The sequence below is a fragment of the Arthrobacter sp. 01T414 genome (genome assembly GCF_056398965.1).
The window spans coordinates 205374-228403 of sequence record NZ_JBFTQK010000007.1 but is presented as its reverse complement, the minus strand read 5'-3'; the positions used below and the strand labels follow the sequence as shown (position 1 = coordinate 228403).

The 23030-nt window shown below is 68.0% G+C and carries 24 protein-coding genes, 1 pseudogene and 1 riboswitch; of the genes and pseudogenes, 17 read left to right on the top strand and 8 right to left on the bottom strand.

The features are described 5' to 3' along the window. Both AC1DK9_RS16075 and AC1DK9_RS16070 read left to right on the top strand, forming a co-directional pair. Positions 1–309 (top strand): annotated as a pseudogene (locus tag AC1DK9_RS16075) (lipoyl synthase); the annotation flags it as partial. A gap of 53 nt (positions 310–362) precedes the next feature. Continuing rightward, positions 363–869, top strand: coding sequence for a DinB family protein (locus AC1DK9_RS16070; protein WP_476916546.1), 507 nt, complete (start codon positions 363–365; stop codon positions 867–869). Between the two features lie 20 nt (positions 870–889). Here AC1DK9_RS16070 and AC1DK9_RS16065 read toward each other — a convergent pair whose 3' ends face one another. Beyond that, positions 890–1639, bottom strand: coding sequence for a lipoate--protein ligase family protein (locus tag AC1DK9_RS16065; RefSeq protein WP_476916545.1), 750 nt, complete (start codon positions 1637–1639; stop codon positions 890–892). Between the two features lie 17 nt (positions 1640–1656). Between AC1DK9_RS16065 and AC1DK9_RS16060 the strand changes: the two genes are divergently transcribed. After that, positions 1657–2040: a DUF2177 family protein gene (locus tag AC1DK9_RS16060; protein WP_476916544.1), complete on the top strand. Its 384-nt coding sequence runs from the start codon at positions 1657–1659 to the stop codon at positions 2038–2040. 95 nt (positions 2041–2135) lie between these two features. Here the strand turns inward: AC1DK9_RS16060 and AC1DK9_RS16055 are convergent, their stop codons facing one another. After that, positions 2136–2939 carry a thioesterase family protein gene (locus tag AC1DK9_RS16055; RefSeq protein ID WP_476916543.1) on the bottom strand — a complete coding sequence of 268 codons (804 nt, stop codon included), beginning with the start codon at positions 2937–2939 and terminating at the stop codon, positions 2136–2138. A 206-nt stretch (positions 2940–3145) separates the two neighbouring features. Here AC1DK9_RS16055 and AC1DK9_RS16050 point away from each other — a divergent pair, with 206 nt between their 5' ends. The 10 genes from AC1DK9_RS16050 (at position 3146) to AC1DK9_RS16005 (ending at position 14094) form a co-directional block, all read left to right on the top strand. Next, positions 3146–3853 (top strand): endonuclease/exonuclease/phosphatase family protein, encoded by a 708-nt coding sequence (locus tag AC1DK9_RS16050; protein ID WP_476916557.1) that lies wholly within the window; start codon positions 3146–3148, stop codon positions 3851–3853. Positions 3854–3988: 135 nt separating this feature from the next. Beyond that, positions 3989–5263 carry an alkaline phosphatase family protein gene (locus AC1DK9_RS16045; protein ID WP_476916542.1) on the top strand — a complete coding sequence of 425 codons (1275 nt, stop codon included), beginning with the start codon at positions 3989–3991 and terminating at the stop codon, positions 5261–5263. Beyond that, entirely contained in the window at positions 5260–6453 is a 1194-nt protein-coding gene (locus tag AC1DK9_RS16040) for an alkaline phosphatase family protein (protein ID WP_476916541.1), read from the top strand. Before AC1DK9_RS16045 ends, AC1DK9_RS16040 begins: the two co-directional genes overlap by 4 nt. A gap of 139 nt (positions 6454–6592) precedes the next feature. Continuing rightward, positions 6593–7354: a phosphatase PAP2 family protein gene (locus tag AC1DK9_RS16035; protein WP_476916540.1), complete on the top strand. Its 762-nt coding sequence runs from the start codon at positions 6593–6595 to the stop codon at positions 7352–7354. 10 nt (positions 7355–7364) lie between these two features. After that, entirely contained in the window at positions 7365–8093 is a 729-nt protein-coding gene (locus AC1DK9_RS16030) for a DedA family protein (RefSeq protein ID WP_476916539.1), read from the top strand. A 5-nt stretch (positions 8094–8098) separates the two neighbouring features. Continuing rightward, positions 8099–8773 (top strand): response regulator transcription factor, encoded by a 675-nt coding sequence (locus AC1DK9_RS16025; protein WP_476916538.1) that lies wholly within the window; start codon positions 8099–8101, stop codon positions 8771–8773. 7 nt (positions 8774–8780) lie between these two features. Next, positions 8781–9779, top strand: coding sequence for a sensor histidine kinase (locus AC1DK9_RS16020; RefSeq protein ID WP_476916537.1), 999 nt, complete (start codon positions 8781–8783; stop codon positions 9777–9779). A 228-nt stretch (positions 9780–10007) separates the two neighbouring features. Next, positions 10008–11189 (top strand): cation:proton antiporter, encoded by a 1182-nt coding sequence (locus tag AC1DK9_RS16015; protein ID WP_476916556.1) that lies wholly within the window; start codon positions 10008–10010, stop codon positions 11187–11189. Between the two features lie 236 nt (positions 11190–11425). Then, positions 11426–12313, top strand: a complete 888-nt coding sequence (locus AC1DK9_RS16010) for an esterase/lipase family protein (protein WP_476916536.1) — start codon at positions 11426–11428, stop codon at positions 12311–12313. 86 nt (positions 12314–12399) lie between these two features. Next, the gene (locus AC1DK9_RS16005; RefSeq protein WP_476916535.1) at positions 12400–14094 is read left to right on the top strand and encodes a SulP family inorganic anion transporter; all 1695 of its coding nucleotides are present in this window, start codon (positions 12400–12402) and stop codon (positions 14092–14094) included. Between the two features lie 36 nt (positions 14095–14130). Here AC1DK9_RS16005 and AC1DK9_RS16000 read toward each other — a convergent pair whose 3' ends face one another. Together AC1DK9_RS16000 and AC1DK9_RS15995 are read right to left on the bottom strand one after the other, a co-directional pair. Continuing rightward, a complete protein-coding gene (locus AC1DK9_RS16000) occupies positions 14131–15822 on the bottom strand; it encodes a DUF5671 domain-containing protein (protein ID WP_476916534.1) in 1692 nt (563 codons plus the stop codon). After that, positions 15819–16379, bottom strand: coding sequence for an LpqB family beta-propeller domain-containing protein (locus tag AC1DK9_RS15995; protein WP_476916533.1), 561 nt, complete (start codon positions 16377–16379; stop codon positions 15819–15821). Before AC1DK9_RS15995 ends, AC1DK9_RS16000 begins: the two co-directional genes overlap by 4 nt. Positions 16380–16482: 103 nt before the next feature. Between AC1DK9_RS15995 and AC1DK9_RS15990 the strand changes: the two genes are divergently transcribed. Together AC1DK9_RS15990 and AC1DK9_RS15985 are read left to right on the top strand one after the other, a co-directional pair. Beyond that, entirely contained in the window at positions 16483–17958 is a 1476-nt protein-coding gene (locus AC1DK9_RS15990; RefSeq protein WP_476916532.1) for a DUF5129 domain-containing protein, read from the top strand. Between the two features lie 86 nt (positions 17959–18044). After that, the gene (locus AC1DK9_RS15985) at positions 18045–18422 is read left to right on the top strand and encodes a cupin domain-containing protein (protein ID WP_476862913.1); all 378 of its coding nucleotides are present in this window, start codon (positions 18045–18047) and stop codon (positions 18420–18422) included. A gap of 33 nt (positions 18423–18455) precedes the next feature. Here the strand turns inward: AC1DK9_RS15985 and AC1DK9_RS15980 are convergent, their stop codons facing one another. Both AC1DK9_RS15980 and AC1DK9_RS15975 read right to left on the bottom strand, forming a co-directional pair. Continuing rightward, the gene (locus AC1DK9_RS15980; RefSeq protein ID WP_476916531.1) at positions 18456–19649 is read right to left on the bottom strand and encodes a type II toxin-antitoxin system HipA family toxin; all 1194 of its coding nucleotides are present in this window, start codon (positions 19647–19649) and stop codon (positions 18456–18458) included. Next, on the bottom strand, positions 19649–19846 hold the full coding sequence (locus AC1DK9_RS15975; protein ID WP_476862911.1) for a helix-turn-helix transcriptional regulator: 198 nt from the start codon (positions 19844–19846) through the stop codon (positions 19649–19651). The genes AC1DK9_RS15980 and AC1DK9_RS15975 overlap by 1 nt, the downstream gene beginning before the upstream one ends. 250 nt (positions 19847–20096) lie before the next feature. Here AC1DK9_RS15975 and AC1DK9_RS15970 point away from each other — a divergent pair, with 250 nt between their 5' ends. After that, a complete protein-coding gene (locus tag AC1DK9_RS15970) occupies positions 20097–20654 on the top strand; it encodes a dihydrofolate reductase family protein (protein ID WP_476916530.1) in 558 nt (185 codons plus the stop codon). Positions 20655–20752: 98 nt separating this feature from the next. Here the strand turns inward: AC1DK9_RS15970 and AC1DK9_RS15965 are convergent, their stop codons facing one another. After that, positions 20753–21511: an NlpC/P60 family protein gene (locus AC1DK9_RS15965; protein WP_476916529.1), complete on the bottom strand. Its 759-nt coding sequence runs from the start codon at positions 21509–21511 to the stop codon at positions 20753–20755. Positions 21512–21515: 4 nt separating this feature from the next. After that, a riboswitch (cyclic di-AMP (ydaO/yuaA leader) is annotated at positions 21516–21680 on the bottom strand. 223 nt (positions 21681–21903) lie between these two features. Here AC1DK9_RS15965 and AC1DK9_RS15960 point away from each other — a divergent pair. Then, complete coding sequence (locus AC1DK9_RS15960) at positions 21904–22158, top strand: hypothetical protein (RefSeq protein ID WP_476862908.1); 255 nt, start codon at positions 21904–21906, stop codon at positions 22156–22158. Here AC1DK9_RS15960 and AC1DK9_RS15955 read toward each other — a convergent pair. Next, entirely contained in the window at positions 22155–23012 is an 858-nt protein-coding gene (locus AC1DK9_RS15955) for a hypothetical protein (RefSeq protein WP_476916528.1), read from the bottom strand. The genes AC1DK9_RS15960 and AC1DK9_RS15955 overlap by 4 nt on opposite strands. Positions 23013–23030 lie beyond the last annotated feature (18 nt).

Sequence of the window (23030 nt, the reverse complement as noted above, 5' to 3'; positions counted from 1 at the left end):
CTCCGGGACCTGCACGAGGCCGGCTGCGACCTGATCACCATCACCCAGTACCTGCGCCCGTCCGAACGCCACCTCCCGGTGGACCGCTGGGTCAAGCCGCAGGAATTCGTGGACCTGCAGCAGGAAGCGGACGAGATCGGCTTCCTCGGCGTCATGTCCGGACCCCTCGTGCGCTCCTCCTACCGCGCCGGCCGGCTCTGGGCCACCGCCATGCGCAAAAAGGGCTGGGAAATCCCCGCCGCCCTCGCCCACATCGAATCCTCCGGCAGCACCCGCCAGGAAGCCAGCACACTGCTCGCGGCACACTGACATCCTCCGCGGATCACGGGCGTCGCGGGCGGCGCCGATTAGGATGTGGCGCTATGAGCCAACTCTCCAGCATGGACCCCGGCATCTTCGCGGCCGACTTGCGGGTCCAGTTCGACGCCTTCCTCGACGAGCACCGGGCCGCCCTGCATGACTGCCTCGACGGGCTGAGTGAAGAGGAGGCCCGGACCTCCCTGGTCCCCTCGCGCACCACGCTGCTGGGGCTGGTCAAGCACGCGACGTTTGTCGAGAAGGTCTGGTTTGACGAGGCCATCACACGCGGGAGCCGGCAGGAAATCGGCATACCGGCCACCCCGGATGAATCCTTCGTCCTGGACCCGGGAGACGCGATCGCCGGCGTGCAGGCCGCGTACCGCGAGGCGTGCGCGGGGTCCCGGACCCGCACCGCAGCGCTGGGGCTGGACGAGCTGGTCACCGGCAACCGGCGCGGACCGCTGCCGCTGAGGTGGGTCTATCTGCATCTGTTGCGGGAGCTCGCCCAGCATTGCGGGCACGCGGACATCCTCCGCGAGCAGATCCTCGCCGCACGCGCGCCCGGCTGAGCGGCTGGCTGAACCCCGGATCAGGCCAGCAGGGTGCCGAAGTCGCCGTCGTTCAGGGACGCGTAGCGGCCGTACGCGGCTAGGACCGCTTCCTCGACCGTCTCCACGCCAATTCCCGGCACCAGGTCATCGGCGGCCCCCGCCGTCGCGGGATCCCAGTCCAGGCCCAGTGCCGCGTAGCTGGCCTCCAGCACGGCACGGATCGGGGCGGAGTTCTCCACGATGATCACGGAGCTGAACAACCAGCCGCCGGAGACGACGCGCTGGGCAGTACCAATGAGCTTGATCCGATGTTCCGGGTCCACAGGGTCCTGGCCGTGCACGCTGAACTCGCCCGGGCAGTACTCCCCCGGGATCTCCCCGACGGCGGCCGCCACGCCGGCGTCGCGCAGTGCCTGCGCCAGCAGTTCACCGAAGAAGGAGAAGCGTCCCTTGGCCCCCGCGATCGCATCGGCGTGCGGCTCGAGGTGGTCGATCACCAGGGTTCCCTCGTGATAGGCCGCGGCCCGGCCGCCGGCCTTCCGGACCAGGGGTTCGAAGCCGAGCTCGCGGCAGGCCTGGGCGGCGGCGTCAAAGCCCGGCAGGTGCGTGTCACGCTGGCCGAAGGCCACGGTGGGTGCAGGCCGGTATAGCCGCAGCAAGGGGCCCAACGCGCCGGTCTTCACCCGCTGCAGCAGTTCCAGCGCGAAGTCCAGGTCCGCTGCGGCGCCGAGGGAACGCTCTTGCCGGAACGCTGTCAGGGTCCGGGGTCCCGCCGCGGCCTGCTGCATGTTGTTATGCTCCCTTGATGGTCATTCTGCAATTCCTGGTGGTAGCCGCCGCATTCGCCGTCATCGACGCAGTTTGGCTCAAGTCAACGAGCAAGTTCTACCGCCGGCACCTGGGCCACCTGATGGCGGACAAGCCCCATCTAGGGTACGCCGTGGTGTTCTACGCGCTGTACATTGCCGGCATCGTATTCTTCGCCCTCCGCCCGGCCCTCGACGGCGGCAGCTGGCTGACCGCGCTGGGGCACGGAGCCGCGCTGGGCGGGTTCGCCTACGCCACCTACGACCTCACCAACGCCGCAACGCTGAAGAAGTGGCCGCTGGCGATCGTCGTCGTCGACATCGCGTGGGGCGTGTTCCTGACCGGCGCCGCCACGCTCGTCGGCTGGCTCGTCTTCCACTAGCCGGATTTCCATCCGCTGTCCGCATGCGGATTCCCGCAGGCGGATTCCGCAGGCCGGAATACCCCCGCCCGGACGGTTTTGCCCGGGGCGCCCGGCTAGCTCTTGCGCAGGGTCAGGATCTGTTCCGCGCGTCCAAAGGGCCCTTGCAGGTCGTGCAGCACCGTGGAGGTCAGGCCGATGCCGTCAGTGCCGAAGGACACCTCGTTATCCAGGCCCAGCCATTCCCCCTCGGGACGCCGGTACATGTGGATCTGCAGGTCCAGGTTGGGGAAGGCATAGCTGCCCTTGCCCGGCGGAACCCGGGCCGCAATGCCGTTGGCGGTGTCCACGAGGCCGACCAGCCGGGCCAGGTCGCCGCTGTCCGACCGGTCCGTGAGCGGATGGTCGGTGTGCAGCCAGACGGTCCCGGAGCCGGCGCGGTGGCCCTCGGCGATGCGCATGGTGAGCGAGGCGATGTACCCGCCGGGCCAAACCGTTGCAGCGTCGTAGGGTTCGCAGTCCTCCGGTGCGGGGATCCTGGGGTCTTCGAAGGCGGCTATCGCCGAAGTATCGGAGGTGATCATCCGCCAGGCGGTCGCCCGGATCGCCACGCGGCCGCCGGCCACAAGCTCCGCCTGCAGCAGCTCGATGGTCCGGCCGGGGCGCAGCGTGGTGGTGGTGACTTCGAACTCGCCGCCTGGGATGAGGCCGAGGATCTCGTAGCTGATCCGCGCCATCCGCATGTCCTCCCGCGGCTCGTTCCGGGCCAGGCAGTCGGCCATAATGCCGGACGCGGGCGCCATGTGCTGTTCGTGCTCGTTCCAGGCGCCCTGGGCGTGGATGGTGGAGCGGAAGCGCCCACCCCCCAAAACCTCGTAGTAGAAATCGCCTTCGGCCAGCACCGGTAGTTCAGCAGTCAACATCGACCCTTTCGCAGCAACAATCAGAGAATCCCAAACCACCCTATCGCCTCTCGCCGCCAGGCCTTCGCGGCGCAGTGCAGCACCGTCCGTCATGCGTGACCAAGGCCGCGCCGGTGCCGGAACTATTCCCGTCCGATCCGCCGGAATGGGTAGACTCGAGAGCAGGTTTACCCCGACTATTGCGCGAAGAGGTGCTCCCCCTGATCCGAGTTATCAGCTACAACCTCCGCAAACACAAGGCCAGCGGCGAACTGGAGGCACTGGCCAGCGACTATGAGATTGATGCGCTCTGCCTCCAGGAGTGCGACACCGAGGACCTGCCCGAAACCATCGGCGACCTCCACCTCGCCGACGCCACGAGAGGCAACCGGCTGGGCCTGGCAATCTACTATCGCAAGGACCGCTTTACCGCGTATGAAACCAAGACGTTCGCGCTGAAGAAGTCCATGCACGACCGGGTGCTGGCACCGGCGCACGAGCGGCTGATCGGCACCCGGGTGGTCGACAACGAAACGGACCACGACCTCGTCATCGCCTCCTTCCACGCCGCGCCCCTGACGGCGTCGAATTCGCTGCGCCGCAACCAGATCCACGCGGCGCATGCGGAACTCCTGAGCATGGGCGGGGGGTTGATGACGCTCATGGTGGGCGACTTCAACTACCCGTTCTTCACCAAGTACCTGACCGAGCAGATGAAGGACGCCGGGTACGAACTCTCGCTCAGCGACCGGCGGACGTACACCCGGTACAAGGTCTTCAAGGGCCACTTCGACTTCGCCACCTCCTCGGGGCTCATGATCGAGAACGTCGAAACGCTGCCCCGCGGCGCCTCAGACCATCTCCCCATCCTCATCTCCGCGGAGTACGGCCAGAACGCACCGGGGATGCCGGGCGAGGCCGCTCCGGCCTGACCGTTGCCCGGCGGAATTTCGGGTTCCCACCCGGATTTCCGCCGCGGTACCTGACCGCCAACACCCGGTGAACAGTTAGTGAACCAGCCCCAAAACCGGCCCAGGCCGTAACCTTCCCGTGATCTACTGCTGGGCGTGAACTTAACACGACGTCACTTCATGACCGCCGCCGGCACGGCCCTGGCCGCGAGCACCGCCACCGCGCTGGCCGCCGGCAATGCCTCCCGTGCCGCCGCGGCGGCGGCCCTTCCGGCCCCTGCCGCCTCCGGCATCGACCACATCATCGTGGTCATGATGGAAAACCGTTCCTTCGACCACTTCCTCGGCTGGATGCCCGGGGCCGACGGTAAACAGTCCGGACTCAGCTACACCGACCGCTACGGCATCCCGCACTCCACCCATCACCTGACGGACTTCCAGGGCTGCGGTCACCCGGATCCGGACCATTCCTACGAGGGCGGCCGGATCCAGTTCAACAACGGCAAGAACAACGGGTGGCTCCTGGCCGGCGAGAACGACGAATTCGCAGTCGGATACTACGACGCCGCCGACCTGGACTTCTGGCGCCAGGCCGGACCCGACTGGACGGTCTGCGACCAGTACTTCGCGGCGACCATGGCGGAGACGTACCCGAACCGTTTCTACCAGCACGCAGCGGCCACCGACCGGATCCACAACTCCACGGCCACCAGCACGTTGCCAACCATCTGGGACCGGCTCGCCACCGCCGGGGTATCCGGCAAGTACTACTACGGCGACATCCCCTTCACCGCGCTCTGGGGCGCCAAGTACCAGGCCATCTCGCACCACTACTCGGAATTCCTTAGCGACTGCTCCGCCGGGACCCTCCCGGCGGTGTCCTTCGTGGATCCAAGGTTCACCGACGAGGGGTCCGGAACCTCCGGCGACGACCACCCGCACGCCGACATCCGATCCGGCGAAACGTTCCTGGCCGAGGTCTACAACGCGGTCACATCGGGCCCCGGCTGGGCCAATACCCTGTTGGTGGTCAACTACGACGAATGGGGCGGCTTCTACGACCACGTCGCACCGACAACCGCTCCTGACACCAGTTCCGCCACGGCCCTGCGCGGCTTCCGGGTACCGTCCGTCGTCGTCTCGCCCCGCGCCCGACGCCGTTATGTCGCCCACGACGTGTACGACCACACCTCCGTCCTCAAGGCCATCGAATGGCGCTGGAACCTCCCGCCCTTGACGCCGCGGGACAAGGCTGCCCGGAACATCGCCGAGGTCCTCGACTTCGGCACGCCGGCCAACCTGGCCGCACCCAAATACCTGGTCCCGCCCTTTGTGGCCGGACCGGCCTGCACCCCCGTAGGCCCGCCACCGGCCGAAGAATGGTCCGGACTGAAAGAGAAAGCCCTCGCCGACGGATGGAAGCTCCCGTGAACCCCAGCACCCCGACCACACCCCGCGTAGTTGCAGTTGGGAAGCGCCGCCGCATCACGAGGCGCCTTGCGTCCGCCGCGTTGCTCGTGCTGGCTGCCGCGGCGCTCAGCTACGGCCCCCAGGCCGTCTCAACGGCGACGCCGGCCAACGCTGCCGCCCCGGCCGCCACCACCGCCGGACAAGGCTATCTGCCCGGCACCCAGCACGTTTTCGTCATCAACCTCGAAAACAAGGGCTATGACGAGACCTGGGGCCCTGGTTCGGCCGCGCCGTATCTCTCGCAAACGCTGCGCAGCCAGGGCGTCCTGCTGAACCAGTACTTCGGAACCGCTCACAACTCCCAGCCCAACTACGTCGCCCAGATTTCCGGGCAAGGACCCAACCCCCAGATGCAGGCCGACTGCCAGAGCTACACCCCGTTCGTCGGCAGCGGCACCGCCAGCCCGGGCCAGGCCGTCGGGGACGGCTGCGTCTTCCCGGCCAGCGTCCCCACCGTCGCGGGCCAACTCAAGGACGCCGGGAAGACCTGGAAGGGCTACATGGAGGACATGGGCACCCCGTGCCGCCACCCTGCGCTGGGCGCCGTCGACGACACCCAGAAAGCCAAGGTCGGCGACCAGTACGCCGCGCGCCACAACCCGTTCGTGTACTTCGCCGGTATCACCGGCTCCCCTGACTGCGCCAAGAACGACGTCGACCTAGCCGCCCTGAAAACCGATCTCGCCTCGGCCGCCACCACCCCGAACCTGTCCATGATCACGCCAAACCTGTGCCATGACGGACACGATTCACCGTGCGTCGACGGACAGCCGGGCGGCCTCGCCAGCGCCGACGAGTGGCTCAAGCAGTGGGTCCCGGTTATCACATCCTCCCCCGCGTTCAAGCAGGACGGCGTCCTGGTCATCACCTTTGACGAATCCGACGGCCCACAAAGCGACGCCAGCGCGTGCTGCGGCGAAGGCCCCGGGCCTAATGCGGCACTTCCGGGCATCACCGGCATGGGCGGAGGCAGGGTGGGCGCACTGGTCCTCTCTCCCTTCACCAAGGGCGGAACCTGGTCCACCACGCCCTACAACCACTACAGCCTGCTCGCCAGCATCGAAGACACCTTCGGCCTGCCCTACCTGGGCTACGCCGGGACCCCGGGCCTCAACCGTTTCGGCCTGGACGTCTACAACGCCGGCGTCTAGGCGAAGGTCCTGGTCCCCACTAGGGTCCAGGGCCCCACCGGGGACGCCCGGGCCGGTTCTTAAGCGTTTCTTAAGAGCCTCGCGGCAAAGTTGATCAGGACGCGTGACCGCGCGCCGCCAACCCGAGCCGAAGGATTCCATGACTGGGCCCGCCACTGACGACCGCACCGCACCATCAGGACTGCCGCCCGGACGAGCCGTTGCTGCACCGCGTTTCCGGGCCCTCCCGCAGGCCAGGCACTGGCTGGTGTTGGGCGCGCTGCTGTGCGCCGCCGTGATCGCGCTCGGCCTGACGGTAAAGCTGCTGCCCGGTGACGCCACGGCCGAGCTGGGCGTGGACCAGGGCCTCAGCCGGCACCACGCCGCGGCACTGACCGCCGTCGCAATGGGAATCAACGTGTTGTTCGGTCCGGTGGCGGGACTCGTGCTGGTCGGCGTCGTCGCCCTTTACCTCTGGCTGGTCCGCCGGGACCTGGTCAAGGCTGTGGCCTTCGGCCTCGTCGCCTGCTCCGGCTGGGTGGCCAGCGAAGCGTTCAAGCTCCTCATCGCCCGGCAACGGCCGGACCCGAAGCTGCTCCTGGACCCCCTGGCACCGGAGACCGGCTCCAACAGCTTCCCCTCGGGCCACGTTTCCTTTGCCGTCGCCCTCGCCTTTGCCCTGTACTTCCTGGCCCGCGGAACCCGCTGGTCCAAAGCCACCGCCGTTGCCGGCGCGGCCATGGCGCTTATCGTGGCCTGGTCCAGGCTCTATGTCGGCGTCCACTACCCCACGGACGTCGCGGCCAGCTTCCTGGCGGCTAGCGCCGCAGTGGTCCTGCTGAGCGGGCTGTGGAACCGGTTCGCTCCCCGGATCGTGGAACGCCTTCCGGCATCCGCGTTCCTCCCGTCCATCCGACCCTAAGGACGTAACCGTGCACAGCATCCTGACCCCGTTCCTGGCTCCGGCCCTGACCGCCGCAGCCGGAACGCCCTCCCTGCTGGACCCGGCAAGCCTTCTCGGGGGGCTCGGGCCGGCCGCGCTCGGAGTCATCGCCGCGATGGTGTTCGTGGAGTCCGGCGTCCTGTTCCCGTTCCTGCCCGGGGATTCCCTGCTCTTCACCGCCGGGTTGCTGCATCAGCAGCTGCACCTGGCACTGCCACTGCTGATCGGCGTCGTTACCGCGGCCGCTGTCGCCGGCGACCAGGTTGGCTACATGCTGGGACGCACCTTCGGCCGGAGATGGTTCAAGGACGACGCGAAGGTGCTGAAAACAGCCCACCTGGCCACAACGGAGGACTTCTTCCGCCGGCACGGGGGCGCCGCCGTCGTGCTGGCCCGCTTCGTACCGATGGTCAGGACCTTTGCCCCGCTCACCGCGGGCATCGGCCGCTACGGGTACAAGTCCTTCACGCTCTGGAACATCGTCGGAGCCTTCGCCTGGGCTACGTCCGTGACTTTGCTGGGCACCTGGCTGGGACACTACGAGATCATTGCCAAGAACATCGACGTGATCGCCGTCGTCATGGTCCTCGTATCGGTGGTGCCCTGGGCGATCCAGTTCCTCCGGCGCCGGCGCAGCTCCCGCCGCGCCGCCGAGGACGGATCCGGGGACGACACGGCACAGGGCGTACTGGCCGGCAAGAGCGCCACGGAAGAATAGGCGGCATGACAGTCATTGACCGGCAGTCCCTGCTGCTCATCGAGGATGACCCCGTCCTGGGCCCGCTGATCGCCGAATTGTTGGAACCTGACTACCGGGTCCGGCTGTCGGTCAATGGCCGGGACGGCCTGCACCTGGGACTCACGGAGCCGTGGGACGTCATGGTCATTGACCGCGGGCTGCCCGTGATGGACGGGATCAGCGTGATCGCCGCCTTGCGGTCCAAAGGTATTGCCACGCCCATCCTGATCCTGACGGCGCTCGGCGACCCGGACGAAAAAGTCCGTGGCCTGGATGCGGGGGCCAACGATTACGTCACCAAGCCGTTCGACGCCGGCGAACTGGCGGCGCGGTTGCGCGCGCTGACGCGCAGCTACGCCGCTCCCGCCGGGCTTGTGGGCATCGGCGACTGGGAGCTCGACCCGGCGACGCGTTCGGTCCGCTCCGTTTACGGACGCCAGGTCTCCCTCACCGCCAAAGAGGCAGAATTGCTGGGGGCGCTCGCCGCCGAGCCCGGCAGGGTTTTCACCCGCGACGAACTGCTGGCCGGCTTCTTCCACCCTACGGACCAGCCCGGCGTGATCGACACTTACGTCCACCACCTGCGCCGGAAGATCGCCAGGACCGTTATCCGCACCGTCCACGGCGTCGGCTACCAGATCGGCGACGCCCATGACTAGGACGCCCATGACCAAGGAATCACCGCCCGGCGTCACACCGGACCAGTCCACCCTCCGCAAGGCCTCGCTCAAGGTGGCCCTGCGGATCAGCGCCGCCTGCGCAGTGATGGTCGTCTGCCTCCTCGCCGTCGCCGCGATCTATCTCATGAACAAACTGGCCCAGCCGGAGTTGCCGCCCGCCGTGGCCGCCGGAACAACGTACGCCTACCTTGACTCCCGGGATCTGCTGGAGGCGATGATCATCGCCGGCGTGGCGGGAATCGCGCTGGCAGGCCTGGTGGGATGGCTGAGTGCCCGCAGCGCCATCCGTCCGCTGGGCGAGGCGCTGGCCCTGCAGCGCCGCTTCGTCCAGGACGCCAGTCACGAGCTGCGTACGCCGCTGGCTATCCTGGACACCCGGATCCAGCTCGCGCAGCGCGACGCCGCCCCGGATTCCCAGCAGGGCCGGAACCTGGCCAGGATCCGCGAGGACGCCGCCACGCTGACAGGAATCGTCAACGAACTGCTGTTCGCCGCTACCGCGGCGGCCCCCGAGCCGGGTGCGGCTCCGGTCGAACTGGCCGACGTCGCCTCTTCCGTCGCGGAGAGCCTGCAGCAGCTCGCGTCGGCGAACAATGTGAGTTTGGACTTCGCCGCCGCCGGCCGTCCGCTGGCCAGAATCGAGCAGAACGCCTTACGGCGGGCAGTACTGGCGCTCGCGGACAACGCCCTCGCGCACACGCCTGCCGGCGGACGCGTCACCATTTCGACGAGCGAAGAACCGGAACATGCCGTCATCACCGTCGCAGACACGGGAGCCGGGGTCGACGGCGTGGAGCTGGAGCGGATCTTCGACCGCTTCGTCAGGACATCCAACCCCGACGGCGCCAGGCGCCAGGGCAGCTTCGGCATCGGCCTGTCCCTGGTCCGCGAGATCGCCATGGCGGCCGGGGGCACGGTTGAGGTCGCCCGCACCGGGCCCGAGGGAACCGTCATGAAGATCATCCTCCCGGCAGCCGGACGCTGAGCCCCGGAGGCGGGGCCGGCCCGTTTAGGGGCGGCGCCGTTCATGGCCGCTTCGTTTCCGGGCCGCCTCGTTTAGGGGCGGCGCCGGACCGCAAACGGACTAGTCTCGTTCCATGGCGACACACCCCCGGGCGAGGGACACGGCGGCACCCCTCGGATGGCACCCCGCACCTGCGGCCGATGGGGCGGGGAGGCCTGCGCCGTCAGTGCCCGCAGGGTTGTGCCCACGGTGACGTTCCTGTCCCTGGCGCTGATCGCCGTCGTCGCCCTGGCCGGGCCGTTGCTGGCACTGCCAAGCCGCTGGCGCCTGCCGGTCGTCCTCGGCGAGTTGCTGGCCGGCGTCCTTATCGGCCGCACAGGACTCTCGCTGGTCGATCCGGGTGATCCCACCTTCAGCCTGCTGGCCAACATCGGCTTTGCGCTGATGATGTTCGTGGCCGGAACGCATGTGCCGGTCCGGGATCCCCAGATCCGCTCCGCCCTGGGGCAGGGCTCGGCCAGGGCCGCGGCGGCGGCGGGCGTCGCCGTCGTCGTCGGCTCTGTCGTGGGACTGGCTTTCGGGACCGGCCACGCCCCGCTCTACATGGTGCTGCTCGCGTCCTCGTCCGCCGCGCTGGTCCTCCCCATCGTCGACTCCTTGCGCCTGGGAGGACCGCAGGTGGTGGCCATGACAGCCCAGGTTGCCATCGCCGACATCGCCTGCATTATCGCGTTGCCACTGGCCGTGGACCCGCCGAATGCCGGCCGCGCCGCCTTGGGGGCACTGGCGGTAGGGGCAGCGGCCATTGCGCTGTTCTTCGCCCTGCGGGCGCTGGAGCGCAGCGGCACCCGGCAGCGCATGCACCGTCTCTCCGAAGACCGCAAATTTGCCCTGGAACTGCGTATCCAGCTGACGCTGCTGTTCGCGCTGGCCGGAATAGCCAACTTCGGCCACGTTTCCGTGATGCTGGCCGGTTTCTCCTTCGGCCTGGTGGTGGCCGCCGTCGGCGAACCGAGGCGTCTGGCCCGTCAGCTGTTCGCCGTCAGCGACGGCTTTCTGGGTCCCATCTTCTTCGTCTGGCTGGGCGCGTCCTTGAATCTGCGGGAGCTTGCCGGCCACCCGGACATGGTGGTCCTGGGCCTGTGCCTGGGGATCGGGACGATGCTGCTGCACGCCGGCTTACGGGTCGTTGGCGTCCCACTGACGCTGGGCGTTCTCTCGGCTGCCCAGCTGGGGGTGCCCGTAGCAGCCGCCAGCATCGGCACGGAGCTCCACGTGCTGCTGCCCGGCGAAAACGCTGCGCTGCTGCTCGGCGCCCTGGTCACCATCGTTGCCAGTTCCATCGCGGGTTCACGGGCGGCGGTCTTCTTCACCGCCCCGCCAGGAACCGGGTCCGGGTCCGGGTCCGGGTCCGGGGAAGCCAAACGCTAAACGTGCCCACAGCGCGGCAATGTGGACAATTGTGCAGGCGCGCCACCGAGGTTACCCGCCAGTAGCTCCTCGCGCCCAGAAACTACTGCACAAACGTGCAGGTCCGGCCACAAGTCCGGCAGGTCTTCCTAGTCTGGGTTGATGCAAGTGAGCCGGATCACAGTGGGGCGGCTCCGGAACTCAGCACCATCCAGCTGACCCCTCAACGCCGAGGGGCCCACCGAGGAGGTATTCCCATGTTCCAGCCCAAAGTATCGGTACGAGCCAAGCGCGGCACGGCCTTGGCCGCAGCAGTGGGGGCAATCGCGCTGCTCTGCGGATCCCTGGCCGGCGGTCCCGCGGCACACGCCGACACCGTGGACGTCTCCCCACCCGGCGCCAACGACTGGTCGTGCAAGCCCTCAACCGCACACCCCTACCCGGTGATCCTGGTACCCGGAACCTTTGAGAGTATGGCCAAGAACTGGGCCACCATGGCGCCTGCCCTCAAGAGCGAGGGCTACTGCGTGTACGCACTCAACTACGGGACAACCAATGGCATCGACGCCACCGGTCCGATCGCCGATTCTGCCGAGCAGCTCGCCCCCTTCGTCGACGCCGTACTGGCCGCGACGGGCGCCAAGAAAGTCGACCTCGTGGGACACAGCCAGGGCGGCATGATGCCGCGGTACTACCTGGGATTCCTGAACGGTGCGAAAAAGGTCAACCACCTCATCGGCATCGCCCCCTCCAACCACGGTACGCAGGGACTGATAACTCCGACGCCGGAGCCCGTGCCGCCGGCGACCTCACTGGGCGGCTCCAACTGCCAGGCCTGCGCAGACCAGCAGGCCGGCTCGCCGTTCCTGGCCATGCTGAACTCGATTGGGGACACCGTGGCTGGCCCGGCATACACGGTCATCTCCACGACGCACGACGAGGTGGTGACGCCGTACCAAAGCCAGTTCCTGGCCGGCTCGGCACGGCAGGTCACCAACATCACCATTCAGGACAAGTGCCCCGCGGATCTCATAGAGCACGACCAGACGCCCAACGACCCCGTTGTTCAACGTCTGGTTTCCAGCGCGCTGGGACGCCCGGCCGGTCAGCCGGCGGATCCCGCTTACCAGCCAAGCTGCGTCTAGGCAGGGAATTCCGCGGCTCACGGGACGTAAAATCGAGCATGTTGCCCACCAGCCCGCCGCGAGCCCGGACCTGAGCCGGGGCTGCTGTGGGACGCCGCTGGATCCGAAGTACGCCGCCCGGCCTCAGGAATGTCCTCGAGTACCGGCGCTCGTGGCTGAAGTCCGACCTGGCTGCGGGTACAGCGCTGAGCGCCGCATTGATCCCCGCCGGCATGGCCTACGCCGAAGCCTCGGGACTGCCGGCCGTCACCGGCCTCTACGCCTCGGTGGTCCCCCTGCTGGCGTACGCGGTGTTCGGACCCTCACGGGTGCTGATCGTCGGGCCGGACTCCTCCCTTGCGCCGATGATCTCCGCTGCTGTCCTCCCACTGGCGGCCCGGGAGTCCGGCCATGCTGTGGCCCTGGCGGGTGTGCTGTCGCTGCTGATCGGGGTGATGCTGATCGTGGGACGGTACCTCAAGCTTGGGTTCGTCACCGGTCTGCTGTCCAAGCCCATCCGCGTGGGTTACTTGAACGGTATTGCGCTCGTCGTGATCGCGAGCCAGCTGCCCAGGCTGTTCGGCATCCCGGTGCCCGGCGGCGCCCTCGCCGACGTGCTGACCGGCACTGCCCGCACGCTGGCCGAGGGATCCGCCCATCCGCTGGCTGTGCTGTTTGGCGCCGGCAGCATCGCGATCATCCTCGGCTGCCGCGCACTGCCGTGGAAAGTCCCCGGCGTGCTGCTGGCCGTGCTGGTTTCCATGGCTGTCACCGCGGCGGCCGGGCTGGGCGCGGCCGTTCCGGTGGTGGGTGCGCTGCCGGCCGGTCCTCCGGCGCCCGACCTGGCCAGCGTCCGCCCGGCTGAAGTGATTGCCCTGCTCGGCCCCGCCGCCGGCATCGCGTTGATCGCCTTTGCCGATACCTCGGTGCTCTCGAAGAGCCTTGCCCGACGGCGAGGCTCCCATGTGAACGGGGACCAAGAAATGGGCGCCCTCGGCTTCGCCAATGCGGCCTGCGGACTCTTCGGCGGCTTCCCGGTCTCCGGCAGCGCCTCCCGCACCCCGATCGCCCTCCAGGCCGGGGCACGCAGTCCCCTCAGCGGCGTCATAGCGGCGGCCTTCGTGGTCCTGTTCATGATCGCAGCCCCGGGGGTCACGGCCTTCCTGCCCTCCAGCACGCTCGCCGCCGTCGTGATCGTCGCGGCAGCCTCGATCGTTGACGTCAAGACCCTGGTCCGGCTCATCCGCATGAGCCGGACCGAAGCCGCACTGCTCGTGGCCACGTTCCTCGGCGTCGCCTTCGTCGGCGTCCTTGAGGGCGTGGTGGTCGCCATTGGCCTGTCCCTCATCGCCTTTGTCTTGCGCGCCTGGGACCCCTACCGCACGGAACTGGCCAGTGTCGATGACATGCCCGGCTACCACGACCTCAGCAGGCACCCGGACGGCCACCGGGTGCCGGGGCTGGTGATTGCCCGCTTCGACGCCCCGCTGTTTTTCGCGAACGGCGCCGTCTTCGCCGAACACATCCGGACACTCGTGGGCCGTGCCCCGGGACCCGTGCGTTGGGTGGTGGTGGCCTCGGAGGCCATCACGGACCTGGACACCACCGCCCTGGATGACCTCGTGGAACTCGATGACGAGCTCGCCCGGAAAGGCATCAGCCTGGTGTTCGCCGAGATGAAGGGCCCCATCAAGGACCGGCTCATCCGGTTTGGCGCCAGCAGCCGGTTCGGTCCGGACCACTTCTTTCCCACCGTGCACAGCGCCGTGCGCGCCTACCGCAGGGAGTCCGGGCTGCCGTGATCCGCAGCCTGATCAGGGGCGGCAGCCCCGCCGCGTTCAGCCGCGGAGCGGAATAACGTCCACGCTGCCACCGGGGCCCGTGATCACGAGCACGCGGCTGGCCCTCACCCCGGCCAGGGCGCCGGCCATGCGGGCACCGGGATCGCCGACAGGCACGCCGGGCGCGGTCCCGGCGGGCACCGGCACGGCGGCGTCGTCCCGGCTCCAGACAGTGACCGGGGCCCCGGTGAGCTCCTCGAGGGTCCGGCGCAGCGGCTCCGACTCCGGCCCGGCCACGAGAATCACGTGCCCGATGGTCCGCTTCCGGCCCGGACCTGCGGCCAGCGGCCGGGATTTGTCCTGCCGCCACACCGCAAAGTGGTAGCCGGCGGCCAGGCCAGTGGCCACCAGCAGACCCAAAGGAGCGCGGATCCGGTCCACCAGGCTGCCGCCGGTGACATCGCCCAGGAAGTACTCGAAGACGCGGTAACCAACCACCAGCAGCGCAACCAGGGCCACCGCCGCGCTGAGGCCAAAGACTGCGATGAGGTACACGCGCCTGCCGAGCGGCACCGGACCTTCCATCCGGTGCTGCCTTGCGGGCCGCCAGGAGAGCCACCAGACGCAGCCGCCGACAGCGAGGGAACTAATGCCGCCCAACAGCAAGGTTCGGGCGTTGCCCCCGGCCAGCGGCGACACCGCGATGGACAGGGCCGCGTTCACGATCACGCCGACGCCGGTGGCGCTTGCTGCCAGGGCAACGCCCGACGTCACCAGCGCTCCGGCCTGACGGGTCCGTTCGGCGCGGCTGACCGCAGCTGTGCGGTGATAGCGCCACACCAACGAGCCGACGGCGGCGGCGGCAATAGCCGTGCCGAGGGGCGCCAGCAGTTCCATCAGGGGGTCCTGCCGGTCGAAGGCCAGCCGCAGCAGGACAAAGAGGACGGTACCGGACCCTCCCAGCGCCAGCAGTCCGGAGGCCAGCACGCCGACGACGACCAGCCCCACATCGGCGAATCCGCCCCGGAGCCGTTGCGCCCCACCCCGGAGCCAGTGCCACCACCAAACCAGGCACCCGCCGGCAGCCCAGAGCAGATCCTGCAGGGTGGACCGCCACCACGGGTCGACGGTCGAGGTGAGCTCCATCCATCCGCGAATGGCGACGTCGAGCAGACCCCCAAGGGCAGTCACGGCGGCGCCCACCCCGACGCCCAGCCCAAAGTAAGTGCCGATAACAGCCGGCACGTTCCTGAGTTCGAGCGGGCCCCTGGTCGGGTGCCGCCACATCCAGCGGTGCCAAACCCAGACCAGTGCCCAGACCAGCCCGACGGACAGCGGCGACCGCCATTCCGGATTCTCCTCGGCAATGAACGAGGCCGCCATCGCGAGCAAGGATGTCACAAACAGCACCAGGGAAATCGTGTAAACCGCCGCGACGTAGAGCCCCCATGACGTGGCCGCCCGCTCCGCTTCCTGGTCCAACCGCCGCCAGACGAGCCACCACAGCAACGCCGCGAGGGGGCCGCCGATCAGGGTGAACGCCAGCGACAGTGCGAGCCCCGCAACCCCCTCCCCGGCCAGTACCTGGCCGGACCGCAGCAGCCTTTCCAGCAACCCGCTCAGCCCGTTGGCGGCAATCACCACAAGCGCAAACAGCAGCACGAAGACCACCAGGCGCCGGACCTTCGCCTGGACCGGCCCCGCCGCCGGACCGGCGGGCATCCGGGTAGGCATTCGGGCGGTGCTCACTTCTTCACCACTCCCCCCGCGCAGGTCTGGAGACTGTAGGGCAGGTCGTTGATCATCCATTTCCCGGCCACTTTCACGAGGCCGATGACCCCCTCTTCGGAAAATTCCGACGGCCCGAAGGGACCCTCTCCGGCGTCGTGGACAATGGAAACCTTCACCGTCGCGGTGTCCCCCCGTTCAGTGGTGGAGATCAGGACCACGCGGCTGGCCTGGGCGTTGCCGTAGAAGTTGGCGCAGCGGGACCGGGCGGCATCGGTGAGGTAGGCGTCCGCCGCGGCGCTATCGGAGTCGATGACGGATCTGCTGTAACGCTGGACCGCTCCGGCCGGGGACGATGCATCCAGCGACTGCGGCTCGCCGCGCAGGAATACAACGGCCAAGGCGACCACCACCAGAGCGGCGATCGCAACCACGATTCCCAGCAGCACCCTGTCGGGCCGGCGCCGTTCCGCAACGGGCGCCGGTGCCGCCGCCGATTCCGGGACAAGCGGCGGGCTGTGCCGGCTGTCGTCACCGGGTGGCACCGGTCCCTTGGAGCCGTTCGGCGGTTGACTCATGCCGTCAGTATGAAGGGGTCCTGTGCCCCCGTCATGGTGTCTTTAGGCCCTTTCAGCGCCTCGGTGGCTCGACGACGCTGGCAGCAGACACTAGTCTCAGGCGATGGGGATTATGCGGAAGATTATCGGCCCGAAGCTGGCGGGCGCCCTGTTGCTGCTCGTCTTCCCGTTGGCCGTCCTGCTGGGCGGCGCGACGGCGGCGCTCGCCGTCCCGCCTGCCGACGTCGTCGTGGAGGACCGGGCGGGAGTCCTCGACCGCAACACCCTGCTCCCCGCTGTGCAGAATATTCAGTTCTACGAACCCACCAAGGTGGCCGTATATACGTACAACGGCAGGGCCTCGGACAACCTGAACGAGGAGGTGCTGCGCTTCGCCCGCGCCGAGCACCCGGACTGGATCAGCAAGGACGGGCAGAAGTGGGCGGACGGGCTCTTCATCTTCGCGCTGGATCCGGTCGGCCGACACGTGGGAACGTACATGGGCGAGGACCGAAAGGTGTCGCTTGAGCAGCGAGCCGACATCCAGGATGCGGCCAAGGAACTGCTGCGCGACGCCCAGTGGACGGAGGGCACCATTGCCGGCATCCGGCGCGGTGCCGAGCTGATCAACCAGCCGTGGTACCGCTCGACGGCGTTCCTCGTCACAGCTTGGAGCGCCGTGGGGGCTGTCGCGGCTGGAGCGGGCACTTGGTTGCTGGTTCGCTGGCGTACCCGGGTGGGCAGCCGCAAGGAGATCGCCCGCGGCGACGCGAACTATGCCAATGTGAGCATGGACCTCCAAGTAACCGAACTCAATGCCAGCACCATCCCCGAATCCTCGCGGTACGGCAGCACTGTGCTGGAGAAGCACCGCACCTTCCTGAGCCGCTACAACACGGCCACCGGGCTCTCCAACCAGGTGCACGCGCTGACGCCGCGGCAACTGGGGCGCCGGTCCAGCCTGTCGCTGGCGCGGAAGTACGCGGACGCGGCTGCCGAACTCGATGCCCTGGACGACGTCATTGCCGACACCAACGCCTTGCTGAACCGGGGGTCCATCTGGGCGACGGCGTGGGACCGGCAGCTCGCTCCCTTCCGCAGCGACCTCGCCGGGATTGAGGGCATGCTCGCCAAGAGCCACGGCGAAAGCGACTCCGCCACGGCAGCCTCCCTCCGTTCCTTCCGCGACCGCAGCCAGCGTGAGATCGAGCGCTGGACGGCGGAACTGTCCGACGGCACCATCACTCCCGAAACCGCATTGGACCGGCTGCGCGATGCCAGGACCGAACTTTCCGGTCTACTCAAGAGCCACGCCGACACTGTGATTGCCGGTTTCGCCCGCAACGAGCGCGAGGCCAAACTCATGCGCCGGGAAATGGAGGAGGCCCAGGCGGGGACCGGCAAGAAGCAACGGCGCAGCTATGAACCCAGCATCCTGGGCACGGTTTATCCCTCTTATTACTTCTTTTCGGTCCCCACCTTCAACTCTGGTTTCAGCACGGGCGTCGGCAGCGTCAGCTCTGCGAGGGGCGGGTCCACCACAGGCTACGGCGGCAGCGGCGGCAGCTTTTCCGGGTCCGGGAGCTCGTCCAGCTTCTAGGAAAACTGTGTATCGACAACCGGCGGCCAAGCGAGGACGCTTGGCTCCGTAAGCAGTTAAATTCCCTGATCGAAAGAGGGAGTGCCATGACCACAAATGTTGTTACCCAGCTGCAGGTGAAGTCCCACAACTCGCCGGATGAGAAACGCCGTCCGGATAAGACTGAGGTGGACATTGTGTCCGTCGGCGACTACACGATCGGCCGGTTCAGCTTCGAGCCGGGATGGCGCTGGTCCGAGTGCATCAAACCCGTGGTGAAGACTGAATCGTGCGAGAACAGCCACGTCGGCTTCTGCGTTTCCGGCAAGCTGACCGTCGAGACCACCGACGGCGGACGAATCGACATCGCTGCTGGCGATTCCTACACCATTCCGCCGGGCCACGACGCCTGGGTTGAGGGTGGGGAACGGTTCGTCGGGATTGAGTTCCTGAGTGCAGCAGCCTTCGCCAAGGGCGCGGAATAGGCGCGGCTAGGGCTCAACCAGTGGATCCCCGGTTCAGGCGCTTAGTTCCTGGCGCCTGAACCGCAGCTCCCGCTGTGCCCCGCGCAGCGGTGAGCCGGAGAATGGCAACTCGTCGAGGCGGACGGCACCCGCCGCGGAAAGCGCCGTGCGGTTGGCACTTTCCGCGGCGCGCTGCGGCAGGCCAAGTGCGTGCGCAAATTCTGCCCAGTGCCGTGCTTTGAGGTTCCGGGTTTTGCCGGCGACGGGCAGCGCCAGGGTCTCGTCCCCGTACAGCAAGGTGCAGGGAACGTCGTAGACGGGGGCCATGACGAATCCGCCGGGTCCGCCCAGGATGGCCAGGTTCTTGGCGTGCAGGTCACCGTTTCCGGTCAGCCACGCGAAGAGGAACTGGAGGTACAGGTTGCGGCTGGCTACCACCGGGGCCTTGCACATCCGGGCCAGGGCGGCGGCGACCTCCTCGGCGTCCACCCCGTATTTGGAGGCCGGCGGCAGACCCAGCACCTGGGTGCCGTCCTCAAGCGGCAGCCGGTGCCATGCGCCGTCGGCCGACTTGACCCGGTCGAACCGTTCGACAAGGAGCCCGGGCAGTCCGTTGCGGTCGGCAATGACGGAGCTCTTCGCGACGGGGATCTTCAGTGCCTTCGCACCTTTCAGGTGGGCGGCCTCGTTCTCCACCAGGTGCGGATGTTCCGGAGGATCGAGCTTCAGCAGGTAGCGGTGTCCGCGCAGGGCCAGGGGCGTGGTCAGCATGGACGCGCTGGTCTTGCGCTGAACCCCCGGGATGCCGTGCAGGTCTACCGTGTTGGCGAGGAAGGAAAAATCCAGCTCTTCAGGCCGGGAGGTATCGGCCAGGGCCGCCGGTTCAGCCGGCGCCTCTCCGGCAGGAACCACCTGCACATCGCCCGGCACGTCCGCCCCGACGGCGAGGAGCAGGGTCAGCTCGTCGTCGAAACTGGTCTTGGTGGCGTTCTTCAGGACGGTGAGCCGGTGGCCTTCGGGCAGGAGGCCGGCGAAGAAGGCAGGCAAGGCCCCGGCCGGGGCTTCCACCGCGACGTCGACCGGCGGCAGGGAGACGGCAACGGCCGGATGGCCGCCGGCGAGATAGTCGGGGCGGTAGGTAAACTGCACTCCCCCGGCGCCGGTGCGGGCTAGGCGGCCGGCCAGGCGGCCGTTCTTGTAGACGTCAGCGGCCTTGACGAACCTCAGGTCCTGGAGTTCCGGGACCATCAGCCCACCGCGAGTTTCAGGCCGAGCACGTTCGCCACCGCCACGACCGCCTGCAGTGACGGGTTCCCGCTCCCTGTCTCGATGGCGCGGACGGTGCGCTCCGAGGTTCCGGCCAGGTGCGCCAGGTCCGCCTGGGTCAGACCGGCCTCCCTGCGGGTCCGGCGGATCCCCTCGGCTATCGCCCCCACGTCGCTCACTGTGCTCCCCTTCTCGTCCCTTTGTTACCGCATCCTCCGGCCAATCCCTTCCGGCGGTATGTTGCCGATCCAGCGCGAGGACTCTCCCATCATGGCCGATACGGACTCATTCGGCAAGATACTGCCGTAATTGGCTCAAAGAGCTTCCGCCGGAAGCCATAAGACCCTAATCGGCAGAAAATTGCCGGATCGGCCCCACGGTCACGCTACAGCCTCCCGCCAGGGATCCTCGCGGCGTAAGCTCTCGGCCATGCGGAAGATCATCCTGGCAATACAGGTGTCCCTCGACGGCTTCTTCGAGGGCCCCAACGGCGAGATCGACTGGCACATGGTCGACGAGGAACTCCACACCCACTTCAACGAGCAGCTCGCCACCATGGGCGCCTTCCTGGACGGCCGCGTCACCTACGAACTGATGGCCGGATTCTGGCCGACGGCGGATCAGGATCCCTCCAGCACCCCAGCCGAGGCCGAGTTCGCAAAAATTTGGCGGGACATGCCGAAGATCGTCTATTCCAGGACGCTGGAGCGGGCGGGGTGGAACACCACGGTGGCGCGCGACGTCGTCGCCGATGAGGTGCTGGCACTGAAGGCGCAACCCGGGGGAAGCCTGGCGCTCGGCGGGGCGGACCTGGCCGCTACCTTCCGCCGGCTCGGACTCATCGACGAGTACTGGATCTACGTCCACCCGGTGCTGATTGGACGCGGGAACCCGCTATTCAAGGACTCTGACGACAGGACCGCGCTGAGCCTCGCCGGCACCCGTACGTTTGGCAACGGCGTCGTCCTGCTGCGGTATACCGCCTGAGCATCGCCGGCAGGCGAAAAACGTGCGCAAAAGCCGGGGCCGGCTGCCATGAAAAGGCAGCCGGCCCCGGCCCTGGAAAGAGGTTCCTGCGCTTGTTGCTATGCGCCGGCGCGGACGAAGGTCACACCGCCGGTGGCAGTCAGCCAGGAAAGCGGGTGCTTGATGGTCTGGTTGCTGCCGTTCATGCCGCCGCTGATGACCTCGCCGCCACCGGCGTAGATGGCCACGTGGCCGGACTGGACGATCATGTCACCGGGCTGCGGGGTGCCCACAACCTTGCCGTAGTTCATGAACTGCTGGGGACCGAGGTCGCCCACGTGGATGCCGGCCGCACCGAGGGCCTTCTCCACCATGGCGGTGCAGTCCTGGGTGATGCCGATCTGGCTGTAGGCAGCAGAGAGCATCGCGGCGTTGACTCCGCCGGCTGCGGGGGCAGGCGCCACGGCCGACTTCGCCTGCACGGTGATCTGGGGAGCTGCCGGCGCAACGGCCGGGGCGGGTGCGACGGCCGGCGCCGGGGCGGCGACTGCCGGGACTGCAACAGGCTTCGGCTGTGCGACGACCGGTGCCGGCGTGGTCGTCACTGCCGGGCGGGCGAAGCTGATCTGGACCGCGGAATCGGCGGTGACGGGCGCGGAAATCTTGCTGCCGACGTCAACGGACGACGCCGGGGCGGCCTCGTTTTCGGCCGGGGCGACAGCTGCATTGGCGGCCATTCCGCTCGTGAGGACCAGGCCGGAGGCTGCGAAGACTACCGCGGCCTGACGGCCGATGATGCCTGATTTGCCCGAGAATGCTGAGCCCTGTCCGGCGGATGCGTCGGAACGATGGCGCGCAGAAGTAATGCTTGAAGTCATGGTTGTAGCCYCTCCCAATGCCTGCGAGGTGAGCTGTCGGATTCGGATGGGAGGCACCCGGCCGCGGGCCCGTCAATGCGGGCGCTGTGCGGCTTCACCCCAAGACCTGCTAAAAACGCAGATCGAAAGTGGTTTCCCCGTCTCTGCCAGATGGTTGCATTCGGATCCCGGGCCGCGGCAGAGTTAGGCAATCGGCTCGGGAGCGCCCGTATCGGATACAAACAGGCACCTATCCACGGTAACGGCCCATGGCCTGAATGTCACATTCAGATAACGGGGCCGTGTGCTCGCGCGGACAGTCCGCTGTGTCCCCTTGCGGACAAGGCCTAGGGCTCCGGCGGTCGTCCGCCATAGGATGAAGGCACCCAGCGTTCCCCGAGCGGAGGCACGAAATGAACAGCCACTGTGTCGCGATTTGCCAGCTCAGCGATGAGTCGCAGGAGGATTTTGACGTCAACACCGAGTTGCTGATTCTCGAGGAGAAGGAAATCCATGTGGCGACGTGGGACGCCGAACCGCGCGACGGCGGCTTCGATGTCCACGTCCTGAACGACCGTGTGGACACGCTCGGTTTCATGGTGGTGACCGATTGGCAGTTCCTCGACGGCAAGGCATACGCCGTCGTGGAGCGCCGGCCGCAGCGCTAGGGCAACCTGCTGAGCACCTGGTTGACGACGTCGGCGCCCTGCCTGGCGGCGGCATCGGCGTCGAGTGTCTGCGCCGCGTTGCCGTTGACGGTTTGGCGGTAGATCACGTCCACCCCGGATTTGCTGCCGCCCACGTAGATTGCGCCGACCCGCGCGCCGTCGGAGGTGAGCTGCGAGACCGCGAATGACTGCTCTCCGTCGACCTTCGCCGAGAGCCGGACAATATCCATCTGCAGCTTGCCGGGCAGCAGGGAGATTTCCCTCACGGTGTTGCATGAACCATAGGCATCGCGCCGCTGCTGGAATTCGGACCGCCCGGTTGAAGACGCGGGATGGACGGCGCTGAGGGAGCGGTAGGTTCCGGTCATCTTCATCGCGTCCTGGTCCCCGGGCGTGGACGGAATCAGGAGGCCGCTTGCCAGGCTGCCGTTGGCGGCGTTGAACATGAGGTAACTGTCGAAGAGCTCGCACTTGCCCGGCGCAGCGCCGCGTTTCGGGTCGGAGGCGTCGTGGTAATCACCCAGCGCGCCCGACGCCACGGCCCGGGGGTCATCTGCCTGGAGCTGGCCGATGCCATCGAGCTTGACTCCCCGGAGCAGCGCCTGCAGCCGTGCGTCGGTGTAGTCCCGATTCCCATCAGCCGTCGGCTTTCCGGCCGGGCCGCTGGCCGCACCGGGGGTGCCCGTCGTGGGGGTTTCCGTCGTGGGGCTGCCCGTCGTGGCGGCGCCCGTCGTGGGGGCGCCGGTTGTGCCCGGCCCCGAGCCGGGGCCGGCCGAGCACCCGGCCAACAGCGTTCCTGCAACGACGGTCCAACTGAGCTGGCGCGCCCAGCGCCGCGCCTGGAAGGTCTTCACCGCTTCAGCTTGACCCCG

Excerpts from the sequence above, each read along its gene's own strand:
- AC1DK9_RS16070 (WP_476916546.1), top strand. The coding sequence starts at position 363 with ATGAGCCAACTCTCCAGCATGGACCCCGGCATCTTCGCGGCCGACTTG.
- AC1DK9_RS16065 (WP_476916545.1), bottom strand. The coding sequence starts at position 1,639 with ATGCAGCAGGCCGCGGCGGGACCCCGGACCCTGACAGCGTTCCGGCAA.
- AC1DK9_RS16060 (WP_476916544.1), top strand. The coding sequence starts at position 1,657 with ATGGTCATTCTGCAATTCCTGGTGGTAGCCGCCGCATTCGCCGTCATC.
- AC1DK9_RS16035 (WP_476916540.1), top strand. The coding sequence starts at position 6,593 with ATGACTGGGCCCGCCACTGACGACCGCACCGCACCATCAGGACTGCCG.
- AC1DK9_RS16025 (WP_476916538.1), top strand. The coding sequence starts at position 8,099 with ATGACAGTCATTGACCGGCAGTCCCTGCTGCTCATCGAGGATGACCCC.
- AC1DK9_RS16020 (WP_476916537.1), top strand. The coding sequence starts at position 8,781 with ATGACCAAGGAATCACCGCCCGGCGTCACACCGGACCAGTCCACCCTC.
- AC1DK9_RS16010 (WP_476916536.1), top strand. The coding sequence starts at position 11,426 with ATGTTCCAGCCCAAAGTATCGGTACGAGCCAAGCGCGGCACGGCCTTG.
- AC1DK9_RS15995 (WP_476916533.1), bottom strand. The coding sequence starts at position 16,379 with ATGAGTCAACCGCCGAACGGCTCCAAGGGACCGGTGCCACCCGGTGAC.
- AC1DK9_RS15990 (WP_476916532.1), top strand. The coding sequence starts at position 16,483 with ATGGGGATTATGCGGAAGATTATCGGCCCGAAGCTGGCGGGCGCCCTG.
- AC1DK9_RS15985 (WP_476862913.1), top strand. The coding sequence starts at position 18,045 with ATGACCACAAATGTTGTTACCCAGCTGCAGGTGAAGTCCCACAACTCG.
- AC1DK9_RS15980 (WP_476916531.1), bottom strand. The coding sequence starts at position 19,649 with ATGGTCCCGGAACTCCAGGACCTGAGGTTCGTCAAGGCCGCTGACGTC.
- AC1DK9_RS15970 (WP_476916530.1), top strand. The coding sequence starts at position 20,097 with ATGCGGAAGATCATCCTGGCAATACAGGTGTCCCTCGACGGCTTCTTC.
- AC1DK9_RS15965 (WP_476916529.1), bottom strand. The coding sequence starts at position 21,511 with ATGACTTCAAGCATTACTTCTGCGCGCCATCGTTCCGACGCATCCGCC.
- AC1DK9_RS15960 (WP_476862908.1), top strand. The coding sequence starts at position 21,904 with ATGAACAGCCACTGTGTCGCGATTTGCCAGCTCAGCGATGAGTCGCAG.